This window comes from Flavobacterium helocola, from assembly GCF_038289885.1.
GTDB lineage: Bacteria > Bacteroidota > Bacteroidia > Flavobacteriales > Flavobacteriaceae > Flavobacterium > Flavobacterium cheniae.
Map to the genome: position 1 here is coordinate 37179 of NZ_JBBYHT010000002.1, position 13157 is coordinate 50335.

At 32.4% G+C, this 13157-nt stretch carries 13 protein-coding genes; 9 read left to right on the forward strand and 4 right to left on the reverse strand.

Annotation, left to right across the window (positions count from 1 at the left end; all coding sequences use genetic code 11):
• Both AAEO58_RS05045 and AAEO58_RS05050 read right to left on the reverse strand, forming a co-directional pair.
• A complete protein-coding gene (locus AAEO58_RS05045) occupies positions 1 to 1725 on the reverse strand; it encodes a PspC domain-containing protein (protein WP_341682443.1) in 1725 nt (574 codons plus the stop codon).
• Positions 1726 to 1730: 5 nt separating this feature from the next.
• Positions 1731 to 2060: a PadR family transcriptional regulator gene (locus AAEO58_RS05050; RefSeq protein ID WP_133607913.1), complete on the reverse strand. Its 330-nt coding sequence runs from the start codon at positions 2058 to 2060 to the stop codon at positions 1731 to 1733.
• A 232-nt stretch (positions 2061 to 2292) separates the two neighbouring features.
• Here AAEO58_RS05050 and AAEO58_RS05055 point away from each other — a divergent pair, with 232 nt between their 5' ends.
• Entirely contained in the window at positions 2293 to 2748 is a 456-nt protein-coding gene (locus AAEO58_RS05055; RefSeq protein ID WP_341682445.1) for a DUF4442 domain-containing protein, read from the forward strand.
• A 119-nt stretch (positions 2749 to 2867) separates the two neighbouring features.
• Entirely contained in the window at positions 2868 to 3773 is a 906-nt protein-coding gene (locus tag AAEO58_RS05060; RefSeq protein ID WP_341682447.1) for a TIGR01777 family oxidoreductase, read from the forward strand.
• Between the two features lie 28 nt (positions 3774 to 3801).
• Here the strand turns inward: AAEO58_RS05060 and AAEO58_RS05065 are convergent, their stop codons facing one another.
• On the reverse strand, positions 3802 to 4464 hold the full coding sequence (locus AAEO58_RS05065) for a YceI family protein (RefSeq protein ID WP_341682449.1): 663 nt from the start codon (positions 4462 to 4464) through the stop codon (positions 3802 to 3804).
• 156 nt (positions 4465 to 4620) lie between these two features.
• Between AAEO58_RS05065 and AAEO58_RS05070 the strand changes: the two genes are divergently transcribed.
• The 7 genes from AAEO58_RS05070 to AAEO58_RS05100 all read left to right on the forward strand — a co-directional run bounded on the left by AAEO58_RS05070 (position 4621) and on the right by AAEO58_RS05100 (position 10845).
• Complete coding sequence (locus AAEO58_RS05070; protein WP_153200891.1) at positions 4621 to 5184, forward strand: nucleotide exchange factor GrpE; 564 nt, start codon at positions 4621 to 4623, stop codon at positions 5182 to 5184.
• A gap of 59 nt (positions 5185 to 5243) precedes the next feature.
• Positions 5244 to 6362, forward strand: a complete 1119-nt coding sequence (gene dnaJ, locus AAEO58_RS05075) for a molecular chaperone DnaJ (RefSeq protein ID WP_341682452.1) — start codon at positions 5244 to 5246, stop codon at positions 6360 to 6362.
• 157 nt (positions 6363 to 6519) lie between these two features.
• The gene (locus AAEO58_RS05080; protein ID WP_133607901.1) at positions 6520 to 7440 is read left to right on the forward strand and encodes an ABC transporter ATP-binding protein; all 921 of its coding nucleotides are present in this window, start codon (positions 6520 to 6522) and stop codon (positions 7438 to 7440) included.
• Positions 7441 to 7442: 2 nt separating this feature from the next.
• On the forward strand, positions 7443 to 8741 hold the full coding sequence (locus AAEO58_RS05085) for an ABC transporter permease (protein WP_341682454.1): 1299 nt from the start codon (positions 7443 to 7445) through the stop codon (positions 8739 to 8741).
• A 15-nt stretch (positions 8742 to 8756) separates the two neighbouring features.
• Positions 8757 to 9920 (forward strand): sigma-54-dependent transcriptional regulator, encoded by a 1164-nt coding sequence (locus AAEO58_RS05090; RefSeq protein WP_341682456.1) that lies wholly within the window; start codon positions 8757 to 8759, stop codon positions 9918 to 9920.
• 77 nt (positions 9921 to 9997) lie between these two features.
• Positions 9998 to 10612 carry a DEAD/DEAH box helicase gene (locus tag AAEO58_RS05095; protein WP_341682457.1) on the forward strand — a complete coding sequence of 205 codons (615 nt, stop codon included), beginning with the start codon at positions 9998 to 10000 and terminating at the stop codon, positions 10610 to 10612.
• Between the two features lie 14 nt (positions 10613 to 10626).
• Positions 10627 to 10845 carry a putative signal transducing protein gene (locus AAEO58_RS05100; RefSeq protein WP_133607893.1) on the forward strand — a complete coding sequence of 73 codons (219 nt, stop codon included), beginning with the start codon at positions 10627 to 10629 and terminating at the stop codon, positions 10843 to 10845.
• Positions 10846 to 10901: 56 nt separating this feature from the next.
• On the opposite strand, the gene AAEO58_RS05105 is transcribed toward AAEO58_RS05100, so the two are convergent.
• On the reverse strand, positions 10902 to 13022 hold the full coding sequence (locus tag AAEO58_RS05105) for a M3 family metallopeptidase (RefSeq protein WP_341682459.1): 2121 nt from the start codon (positions 13020 to 13022) through the stop codon (positions 10902 to 10904).
• Positions 13023 to 13157 lie beyond the last annotated feature (135 nt).

A 13157-nucleotide genomic window follows, 5' to 3' on the forward strand; every position in this document is an offset into this window, starting at 1 on the left:
TTATTTAGTTTTTATTGTAATGATTTCTTTGGTTTTTGAAGAATCAGTTTCATTTACTTTAACTTCTTTTTTAATCAAAACTCCATTCTCGTCATAATAGATGGTTGCAGAAGAATCTTCATTTTCTATTCCATTGTTTTCTCTATTTTCTTCCGCTAAACAATTTAAACATCTTACTTTATCTGCATCTACTCTATAAACTGGATTTTTTGTATCATATTCGTTTTCATCGAAAAACCCGTAATCACTTCTGTCAAAGTTACTAAAACTTTCATCAGTTTGGAAGATAGTTCCTTTTGGTAAATAAAGATAAATTTCTACTTCCTGACCTCTGAATTTATTTTCAACAGCTGTCAATAAATAATTGTCTAAAATGATGGTGTTGCCTTCAATTTTATATTCATATTTAATTTTTTCAGCTCTCTTTTTTGCTTGAGAAGTTGATTTTCCATTAGCTAATTTCTCAATTAACATATAAGGAGCAGCTGCATCAGTTTCTTTGATTTCAATACTCACATTGTTAGAATAAATAATTTCGTTATCACCTTCATCTTGCGTTATCTTGAAATCGTGATTTCTGTAAATACTTTTCGAATAAAAATCATTGTTTTTGAATTTGATTTTCAACGTATCCGTTGGTGCAATCGTAATCACTTCTTTCTGAACTGATTTTCCATCAAAAGCTAATTGAGAAGCTTCGTTAATTCCCAATGAAATAATAATTCCTACTGCAACAATCCAAACAGCTAATAAGCTATATTTTATATAATTACCTATCGATCTTAGGTTGTTAACCATTAATTTTAATCCTAAAATGAATAAGAAAAATAACGGAATTCCAAATCCAAATAAAAATAGTATTCCTTGTGCCCAAAGTGGTGTTTCTAATCCAATTGGTGTTTGAATGTGATTTAAAATATAGTTCTCTGGCATTGTTGATGAAAATATCATAATAATGCTTGTTATAACAATGCCTAACAATGCTATTGCTGAGAAAAATAAGATAAATGAACCTATTATTTTTGCAAATACTTTGAATATTGTGGTAATAACTTCTTCTATTGATGATCCAATTCTTGAAGCTCCTGATTTGGCAGTATTGGTGATTTTTTCATGGTCGATACTACTTATTTTCGAAGTAATATCATCAAAACCTTCCTTTACTTTTTTTTCGATATTAGAGATGGTTATGGGTTGCCCTTTCATTTCTAGTTTTTGAGTAGTTGTAATCGCTTCTGGAACTAAAATCCATAATACGATATATACAAATAAACCAGTTCCAAATCCAAAGAATAATATCACCATTAAGATTCTTAACCACAACGAATCAACCCCTAAATAATGACCTAATCCAGCCATTACACCACCAATCATTCCGTTTTCTTTATCTCTATACAATCTTTTTGACGGATAATAGAAATTAGTTGATGAAGAAGAACTAGATTGGTATGATGTTTTTTCGTCATCAATTTTATAATCTTCTGGTTGTCCCATAATCGAAATTACTTCTTCGATTTCGCTTAAACTTACTACTTGTTTATCGTTTTTTAAACGCTCTTGAAAAAGTTCGGCAATACGACTTTCTATATCTTTCATGATTTCGTCTCTTCCATCAGGCGAAAGTGAACGCTTCACCGCATCAAAATAACGCGATAATTTTTGATAGGCATCTTCGTCAATGTGAAAGAAAAAACCTCCTAAATTTATACTTATTGTTTTGTTCATGACCTTTAGTTTTGACTTGTTATTATGTTTACTGCATCTGCTAATTCTTTCCAGGTGCCATTTAATTCTTGTAAAAATTCTTTGCCTTCATCGGTTAAACCGTAATATTTTCTTGGTGGTCCCGATGTTGATTCTTCCCAACGATAATTTAGTAATCCATCGTTTTTTAGCCTTGTTAGTAGTGGGTAAACGGTGCCTTCCACAACTAGTAATTTAGCATTTTTTAGCGTATCCAATATTTCAGAAGTGTATGCATCTTTTTCTTTTAAGACCGATAAGATACAGAATTCCAAAACACCTTTTCGCATTTGTGCTTTAGTGTTTTCAATGTTCATAATTCCCCTTGTTTTTTTTAATTAGACTGTTCATTTTTTGATTTGTTTTGCTTGCGCAATGATTGATTTGATGATTGAAATTAGATTACCTATTAATTTCTTATACAAAGATAAGTCTAAAAGAAGGTATCTTGTTACGCATAGTACTTATATTTAACATAAAATTAACATTTAAAAAAATAGTAGGAATGCATAGTATTTTTTGTATTTTTACAAAATAAATCAATGAATTATGGAGTTTACACCTGCAAAACTGAATCTTTTTACCTTTTTTAAACTGCCTTCTGCTTTTTGGAGTGGTGTTCGCGTTAAGTCAATTTCACCTGAAGTTTGTGAGGTTACCGTAAAACATCGTTGGTTTAACCAGAATCCGTTTAATTCCATGTATTTTGCTGTACAAGCTATGGCAGCCGAGTTTACAACGGGAGCTTTAGTCATGTATCAGATAAAAGAAAGCAAGAAAAACATCTCAATGTTAGTGGCTCAAAATAAAAGTGTATTCACAAAAAAAGCTACGGGAAGAATTACTTTTACTTGTAATCAAGGAACAGCAATTAAAGAAACCATTCAAAATGCAGTAGCTACTAATGAAGGACAAACGATTTGGTTAACTTCTATTGGTAAAAACGAAAAAGGAGAACAAGTTTCGGAAATGCAATTTGAATGGACAATTAAAGTAAGAGCTTAGAAGTTTTAATCCCAAACTTTCAACTTCTTGCATTCAACTTAAAACTAATCCTAAACATAAGTTAATTTACTTTCATTCCTTATTTATTGATAGTAAATTTGAGAAAAAGGAAAAAGAAAATGACAGTATTAATAACAGGGGCTACGGGGTTAGTTGGACAAGAATTGGTGAATTTGTTGCTACAAAACGGGCACAATGTTCATTATTTGTCCACATCAAAAAGTAAATTAGTTACCAATACTAACTACAAAGGTTTTTATTGGAATCCTAAAAACGCTGAAATTGATACGAATGCCTTAACAGACGTTGAAGTTATCATTCATTTGGCTGGGGCTAATGTGGCAAAAAAATGGACCACAGCTTATAAGGAAGAAATTATTGAAAGCCGTGTACTTTCAACACAGTTGTTATATAAAACACTTCAAAAGAATTCCCATCAAGTAAAACAAATCATTTCGGCTTCAGCTGTTGGAATTTATCCAGATAGTTTAACCGATATCTACCATGAAACCGATTTAGATATTGATGTTTCTTTCCTTGGTAATGTTGTGAAACAATGGGAAAACGAAGTCAGTCAGTTTGAAAAATTAGAAATAATCGTTTCTAAAATTAGAATCGGAATTGTACTTGCTAAAAACGGTGGTGCTTTGCAAGAAATGGCAAAACCGATTAAATATGGAGTAGGAGCAGCGTTTGGTTCAGGAGAACAATACCAATCTTGGATTCATGTTCAAGATTTAGTAGCTATTTTCCAATTTGTTATGGAAAATAGATTACCTGGTATTTATAATGGAGTGGCGCCTTATCCGGTTACCAATTCTGAATTAACAAAAGCAATTGCAAAAACACTAGGGAAACCTTTGTTTTTACCTAATATTCCAAAATTTGTAATGAAACTTATTTTGGGCGAAATGCATCAAATCTTATTTTCGAGTCAACATGTAAGTTGTCGTAAGCTTTTAGATGAAAATTTCCAATTCAAGTTTGCCTCTTTAGATAAAGCTTTGTATGATTTATTGAAATAAAAAAACCGCCAATTGGCGGTTTTTGTTTTTATTGTTTTGTTGCTTTTAATTTTACAACCAATTCAATTTCATCGTTTACAAACTTATCTTTTAAATCATCAAAGATTGATTTTGAAGCGTAGTTAACATTCCATTGAGTTCTGTTAATTTGGAAAGAATCAGAAGTTAAAGTCATATTGTTTCCTTCATACGCAACAGTTGCAGGAAATGTTACAGGTTTTGTAACTCCTTTTAAAGTTAAATTTCCATTTACAGTAGCTTTTCCATTTTCAGAAGTGATAGAAGTAATTTCAAACATTCCTTCTGGAAATTTCCCTACATTAAAGAAATGATCTTCTCCTTCTTTATCGCCGGTTCCTTTTAAGTGTGCTTCTAAATCTTCTTTTCCATCACCTGCTTTCAAATCGGTAACTACAATCGAATTCATATCGATTACAAATTTCCCGCTTTGAATACTATCATTCTTAACGGCAACTTCACCTGATTTTAAATTAATAGTTCCGTTGTGTTTTCCAGCTGGTTTAGAACCAATCCATTCAATTGCTGATGCTTTTGTATCAACCACATAAGTTGTACTTTCGGCAGTTGCAGTTGCTACTTCGCCAGCTTCACCATTTTCTTTTTCTCCTTTACAAGCTACATTCATAGAAATGGTAGCCAAAACAAATAAACTTAAGATGCTTTTTTTCATGTTTTAATTTTTTTTTAGTTCTCACAAACTTAATAAATCGAATTTTTAAATTGTCTTAAAAGCTTGCTAAAATTTTAATTCAAATAAATTTGGCTGACAATTTGACATTTTTAAACATTTGGCAATACATTTGCAATCCCATTTACTAAAGTAAAAATGTTTAAAAAAATATTCAAAAATATGAATCAAGAAAGTACTGAAAACATCGAAAAGGAGAACATTAATGAAGAAAATGTTTCAGAAAATCAAGGAATTCCAACACCAGATTTGTCGGTAGAAGAACAATTGCAAGAAGAATTAAGTAACGAAAAAGATAAATTTCTACGTCTTTTTGCTGAATTTGAAAATTATAAAAGAAGAACTGCCAAAGAACGCATCGATTTGTTTAAAACAGCAAATCAAGAAGTTTTACAAGCCATGTTGCCAGTTTTAGACGATTTTGACAGAGCTTGGGCACAAGTTTCTAAGTCTGATGATGAAGCATTAGTAACAGGTGTGCAATTGATTCATGATAAATTGAGAAGTACTTTAGTTTCTAAAGGTTTGGAAGAAGTAGAAGTTAGAGCAGGAGACGCTTTTAATGCCGATTTTGCTGAAGCTATTACTCAAATTCCAGCACCAAACGATAAATTAAAAGGCAAAATTGTTGATGTAATTGAAAAAGGTTACAAATTAGGAGACAAAATTATTCGTTTCCCAAAGGTTGTAATCGGACAATAATTTTACCGTAGAGACAAGTCATTACTTGTCTTTTTCTACATATTATAATACAAGATGTAATGAAAAAAGATTTTTACGAAATATTAGGCATTTCAAAAAATGCTACACCAGAAGAAATTAAGAAAGCGTATCGTAAGAAAGCAATCGAATTTCACCCTGACAAAAACCCAGGCAATAAAGAAGCGGAAGAAAAATTCAAAGAAGCTGCCGAAGCTTATGAAGTTTTAAGCGATGCTAATAAAAAAGCGAAATACGATCAATATGGTCACCAAGCTTTTGATGGTGGTGGATTTGGCGGTGGTCAGCACATGAACATGGATGATATTTTCAGTCAGTTTGGTGATATTTTTGGTGGCGCTTTTGGCGGTGGCGGATTTTCTGGATTTGGCAGTGGCGGAGGTCAACGTAGAGTAAAAGGAAGCAATCTTCGTATCAAAGTGAAATTAACTTTGGAAGAAATTGCTAATGGAGTTGAAAAGAAAGTCAAAGTAAAACGTAAAGTTCAGGCTAAAGGTGTAACTTATAGAACTTGTCCAACATGTAACGGTTCTGGACAAATAATGAAAATTGCTAACACTATCTTAGGTAGAATGCAAACTGCAACTACTTGTCATATTTGTAGTGGTTCGGGTCAAATTTTAGACCAAAAACCTGCTGGTGCAGATGCACAAGGAATGTTGTTAGATGAAGATACCGTTTCAATCAAAATTCCTGCGGGAGTAGTTGATGGAATGCAATTAAAAGTTGCCGGAAAAGGTAATGAAGCTCCAGGAACTAACAGTATTCCAGGTGATTTAATTGTAGCCATTGAAGAAATTGAGCACGAATTCTTAAAACGTGAAGGCGAAAATTTACACTATGATTTATATATCAGTTTTGCCGAAGCTGCTCTAGGTGTCTCTAAAGAAATTGATACCGTTTCTGGAAAAGTACGTATCAAGTTGGAAGAAGGAATTCAATCGGGTAAAATTTTACGATTAAAAGGAAAAGGTGTTCCAAGTATAAATGCTTATGGAAATGGAGATTTATTAGTTCATGTAAACGTTTGGACGCCAAAAACATTAAACAAAGAACAAAAGCAATTTTTTGAGAAAATGCTTACAGATGAAAACTTTATTCCGAAACCAGAAAAGTCAGATAAATCTTTTTTCGAAAAAGTTAAAGATATGTTTTCATAATTAAATAAATATTAATACATTTGAAACTCACTTTCTTAGGAGAGTGAGTTTTTCTTTTTCATAGCAATTTTTCCCATCCTTTAGCAATAAAGGGTGGGTTTTTTTTGTAACAAATTCCACTTTTTGCTACTAATAAATAAACAAAATCACTCAATTTATGAGCAATATTCTCGAAGTACAAAATGTAGTTAAACAATATGGCAATTATACGGCACTTAATAATGTTTCGCTACAAGTTCCTAAAGGAAGTATCTACGGACTTTTAGGTCCAAATGGTGCCGGAAAAACATCGCTTATTCGTATTATCAACCAAATTACCATGCCAGATAGCGGTGTGGTGCTTTTAGATGGAGAAAAGTTAAAGCCTGAACATGTACAATATATTGGTTATATGCCCGAAGAACGCGGTTTGTACAAAACCATGAAAGTAGGCGAGCAGTGTTTGTATTTGGCTCAACTGAAAGGAATGCCAGAAGCTGAGGCTAAAAAACAATTAAAATATTGGTTTGAGAAATTAGAAATTCAAGGTTGGTGGGACAAGAAAATTCAGGAACTTTCAAAAGGGATGGCACAAAAAATTCAGTTTGTGGTTACTGTATTGCATAATCCTAAATTATTGATTTTAGATGAGCCGTTTTCTGGTTTCGACCCAGTTAATGCAAATTTAATCAAGGACGAAATTATTGAATTAAATAAAAAAGGAACTTCAGTAATTTTTTCTACACACCGAATGGAATCTGTAGAAGAAATGTGCGATTACATTGCGTTAATTCACAAATCGAATAAATTAATCGAAGGGAAGTTGGAAGATGTAAAACGCCAACATCGTACGAATACGTTCCAAGTGGGAATTGTTACTAATAATATTGAAGGTTTAATGTTGCAACTAACACATAAATTCACTTTAAATCAAACCAATTTCAAATCGCTAAACGATGATTTAAAATTAGAAGTGCATTTAGGTCAGTACAATTCAAACGAATTACTTTCAATCCTAACGCAATTTGGTCAAGTGACACATTTTGTTGAGAAAATTCCAAGTGTAAACGATATATTCATTCAAACCGTTAGTCAATAATTATGAGCGTATTATCTTTAATTATCAAAAGAGAGTTTATTGCAAAAGTGCGCAATAAATCATTTATCGTAATGACTTTTTTAGGTCCGTTATTGATTGTGGGAATGACTTTTTTTATCGCTTATTTATCAAGTGTAAACAAAGGCGAAGTAAAAACAATTGGAGTTCATGATAGAGCTAGTGTGTTTGTAAACGATTTTAAAGATTCAGAAGATATTAAATATGTGAATCTTTCGAGTTTGTCTTACGACAAGGCAAAAGATTCTTCAAGCAATGCATTTGAAGGATTAATTTATGTTCCAGAAGTGAAAAATATTGAAGAATTAGCCACTAAAACCACTTATATTTCGGATGATAGTCCAAAAATGGATTTCTTAATGGCTTTGCAAAGAACTATTGATGCCAAGTTAAATAAAGAAAATTTAGAAAAATTGGGATTCAATTCTGATACAATTGAAAAAGCTAAAATCAAATCGGAAGTTCAATTTGCAAAATTTTCAGGTGAAGATGGATTAAAATTCTTAAACGAAATTAAAATTGCTATTGGTTTCGCTTTCGGATATTTAATTATGATGTTCATTATTATCTACGGAAACATGGTAATGCGAAGTGTTATCGAAGAAAAAACCAATCGTATTATCGAAATTATCATTTCTTCGGTAAAACCCTTCAAATTAATGATGGGTAAAATCATTGGAACTTCATTAGCAGGAATTTTACAATTTTTAATTTGGATTGTACTTGGTAGCGCTATCATGATTGGAGCTTCTTTCTTTATGGGAGGCAATCAAGAAGCGGTGGCTACATCGCAAATTACAGCCGAACAAGCAGAAGTAGCAACGAATTTCATGGATCAAATTCATTTGTATATGAATGAAATCCCAGTGGCTTCAATTTTAATTTCATTTGTTGTTTTCTTCATTGGAGGTTACTTTTTATATAGTTCGTTTTATGCCGCTATTGGAGCCGCAGTAGATTCAGAAACCGATTCGCAGCAGTTTTTAATGCCTATCATTATGCCTTTAATGTTAGCGGTTTATGTTGGGTTTTTAACAGTTATGAATGATCCTCACGGAACAGTCGCAGTTGTCTTCTCTTTAATTCCATTAACCTCGCCAATTGTGATGCTAATGCGTATTCCTTTTGGAGTGCCATTATGGCAATTAGCACTTTCTGTAGTTTTATTGTACGGAACGTTTATCTTTGTAGTCTGGTTTGCGGCAAAAATCTACCGAGTAGGTATTTTAATGTACGGAAAAAAACCAACTTGGAAAGAATTATATAAATGGTTGAAATATTAAAGCCAACACATAATAATGAGTAAAATCCTTATCATAGAAGACGAAGCAGCTATTCGAAGAGTATTGACTAAAATACTTTCCGAAGAAAATGATTCGTACAAAGTTGAAGAAGCAGAAGATGGTTTACAAGGAGTTGAAAAAGTCAAAAATGAAGATTATGACTTAATTCTTTGCGATATCAAAATGCCAAAAATGGACGGTGTTGAGGTGTTAGAAGCCGTAAAAAAAATAAAACCTGAAATTCCAATGGTCATGATTTCTGGTCATGGCGATTTGGAAACAGCAATAAATACCATGCGTTTAGGAGCTTTTGATTACATTTCAAAACCGCCCGATTTGAATCGTTTATTGAATACGGTTAGAAATGCATTAGATAAAAAACAATTAGTAGTAGAGAACAAAATCTTGAAAAAGAAAGTCTCTAAAAACTACGAAATGATAGGCAATAGCGAAGCCATCAATCATATTAAAAATATGATAGATAAAGTAGCTCCAACTGATGCCCGAGTTTTAATCACAGGTCCAAACGGAACTGGAAAAGAATTAGTAGCGCATCAATTACATGAAAGAAGCGAGCGTTCATCTGCTCCTATTATAGAGGTAAACTGTGCTGCTATTCCGTCAGAATTGATTGAAAGTGAATTATTTGGTCACGTAAAAGGTGCTTTTACTTCAGCTGTAAAAGACAGAGCAGGAAAATTCGAAGCGGCTGATGGCGGAACCATTTTCTTAGATGAGATTGGCGATATGAGTTTATCAGCTCAGGCTAAAGTTTTACGTGCGTTACAAGAAAATTTAATTCAAAGAGTAGGAGCAGACAAAGACATTAAAGTAAATGTTCGTGTGGTTGCAGCTACCAATAAAGATTTAAAAAAGGAAATCGAAGAAGGAAGATTCAGGGAAGATTTGTATCATCGTTTAGCGGTGATTTTAATCAAAGTTCCGGCTTTAAATGATAGAAGAGATGATATTCCAGAGTTAATAGAGCATTTTGCTGCTAAAATCGCTTCAGAACAAGGAAATGCTGTGAAAAGTTTTTCCAAATCAGCCATAAAACTATTACAAGAATACGATTGGACCGGAAATATCCGTGAGTTACGAAATGTGGTAGAACGTCTAATTATTTTAGGAGGGAGCGAAATTTCGGAACAAGACGTACAATTATTTGCGAGTAAATAATACCAAGTGAAAAGTGATTAGTAATTAGTGAATAGTTTGCTAATTACTATTCACTCTTCACTAATTACTAAATAAAAATGCAATTAAAAAAAATAAATCCCAACCTTCAGAAAGCGTTAATTGAAAACGACTTTATTGAAGCGAATGAGTTACAACAAGAAACATTTTCAACCATTAAAAGTGGTGTTGATGCGGTTATTCAATCGCCAAACGGTTCTGGAAAAACCACTACAATTTTATTGAATGTAATTCAAAGAATGGAAAAACCAGTGGGTGAAAGTACACGTGCTCTGGTTTTGGTTCAGGACAAAGAAAAAGTTTTGGAAGCTGTTGAGCAATTCAAAAAACTAAACCATTACACAAATTTACGAGTTTTTGGAGTGCATGAAAAAGGCGATATGGATTATGATAAAAACCAAATTTCATTAGGAATGGATGTTTTAATTGGAACGCCAATTCGTATCAATGAAATGTTTTCTTCTGCAGGATTTAATATGAATACCATTAAAATGTTTGTGGTTGATGATGTAGAAGAAATGTTGCGTAAACGCGAAGACTCAATCATTCAAAGACTTTCTATGAGTGCTGAAAAAACTCAACGTTTGTTTTTCTGTTCTCAAATTACCGAAAGAGTAGAAGTTTTAGCGGATAGAATAATGATAGAACCACTTTTCTTCGAATCAGAAGATTAGGTAAAGCAAAAGATATGGGAATAATGAAAGTATTTTCGGGAAGTGAAATTCTTGCTGAAGCATTAAAACAAAAAATAGAAGCTGTTGGAGTTGAAGTAGTAAAAAAAGATAACTTACAATCGGCTCGTATGGCTGGATTTGGTTCTTCTGATTTAGCAGTTGAATTATTTGTAGACGAACGTTATTATGGTAAAATTAGTCCGGTTTTAGAAGAATTTAGGATGAGTTTGTAAACTTCCTCAATATATTTAAAAAACAAAGCTCCTGAATTTTCAGGAGCTTTTTAGTATTATTTTACTTGTTCTAAACCTCTTTTTCTAAGAAGTGGCTCAACACTTGGTTCGGCACCTCTGAAGCTTTTGTATAATTCCATTGGATCTTCTGTTCCACCTTTTTCCAAAACGTTTTTTCTAAACGATTTTGCATAATCTGAATTGAACAATCCATTAATTTTAAATACTTCAAAAGCATCGGTATCTAATACGCCTGACCAAATATAACTATAATATCCAGCCGAATAACCTCCAGCAAAAATGTGATTGAAATACGTACTTCTATATCTTGGAATAATTGTACTTGGTAAATTAATTTTGTTCATAGCTTCTTTTTCAAACGTTTCAGCATCTGATGTTATATCTACTTTTTGAGTATGATAAGCCATATCTAAAATAGAAGCCGCTAAATATTCGGTAGTTACAAATCCTTGGTCGAAAGTGCCTGCTTTTTGCATTTTTTCAATTAATGCATCTGGAATTATTTCACCAGTTTTATAATGTTTGGCATACATTTTCATTACTTCTGGTTCGGCAGCCCAGTTTTCCATAATTTGCGATGGTAATTCTACAAAATCTCTTGGAACACTTGTTCCTGCTAAACTTTCATAGGTTACGTTTGATAATAATCCGTGTAAAGCGTGTCCAAACTCGTGAAAGAATGTACTTACTTCATCGAAAGTTAATAAAGCTGGAGCATTTTCTGTTGGTTTTGTGAAATTACATACAATAGAAACTACAGGAGCTACACGTTTTCCGTTTTCCATTTTTTGAGTTCGGTATGAAGTCATCCAAGCGCCACCTCTTTTTGAAGTTCTTGGGTGAAAATCCATGTATAAAATTCCAACGTGACTTCCGTTAGCTTCTGTTACTTCCCAAACGGTAACATCTTCGTGGTATTTTGGAACATTGTTTAACTGTTTGAATTGTAATCCATATAAATTTTTACAAACGGTAAAAACACCTTCTCTTGTTTTTTCCAAACTGAAATAAGGTTTCATTTCTTGTTCGTCTAAATCAAAACGTTCTTTTCTGATTTTTTCGGTATAATATCTCCAGTCATAAGGTTGAACAGGTTCATTAATACCTTCTTTTTGCATCATTTTTTGAATATCAGCAGCTTCTTTATTTGCCATATTTAAAGCTGGAATCCATAAATCAATCAATAATTTGTTAGCTGTTTCTGGATTTTTAGCCATCGATTTTTCTAAAACATAATCAGCATGAGTAGCATATCCTAAAAGACGTGCTTTTTCGCCTCTTAAATTTGCAATTTTGATTGCTAATGATTTGTTGTCTTTGTCGTTTCCATTGTTAGCTCTCAATTGGTAAGCATTCCAAATTTCCTGGCGTAATTTTCTATTTGAACTGTATTGTAAAAATGGCATCACACTTGAATTTGATAAAGTAAATACCCATTTTCCAGCTTTTCCTTTTGCTTTTGCATCAGCAGCTGCGGTTTCAATAAGTTCGTTTGGTAAACCTGATAAATCGTTTTTATCAGAAATTACTAATTCGTACGAATTCGTTTCAGCTAGTATATTTTGTCCGTATTTTAAAGTAGCAACAGCCATTTCAGAGTTGATTTCTCTCAATCGTTTTTTGTTTTCTTCTGAAAGGTTGGCACCACTTCGTACGAAGTTTTTATACAAATTTTCTAAGATTTTAGCTTGTTCTTTGTTCAATTTGAAATTCTTTTGGTTGTCCCAAACGACTTTTACTCTTTTGAATAAAGCATCATTCAAATATATATTATCATTGTGTGCTGATAATTTTGGAGCTAATTCTTTTGCAATCGCCTGAATTTCTTCGTTGGTATTCGCACTATTTAAATTATAGAACACAGTACTAACTCTTGCTAATAATTTTCCCGAGTTTTCCATAGCCAAAACAGTGTTGTCAAACGTAGGTTTTTCTTTGTTCGAAACAATCGAATTGATTTCAGTTTCTTGTTTTTTGATTCCCTCTAGAATGGCAGGTTTAAAATGTTCATTTTTAATTAAATCAAATGGAGGAACTTGATAAGGTGTAGTATACGTTTCAAAAAACGGATTCATAATAGTTTTGTTTTTATCTTGTGAATGCATGGAAACAGCACCTGTTAATGCTGAAAATAAAAGTAAAGTTTTGATTTTCATTTTAGTGAATTTTAAAACGTAAAAATAGTGGATTTCTATTGGTATGACTAAAACTTAACTATATTTTATGAAATGTGTTTACAGCATTCCAAAATCTGAATTTTAAAGTTATCTTTGCATCTTCAAAAATTTCAG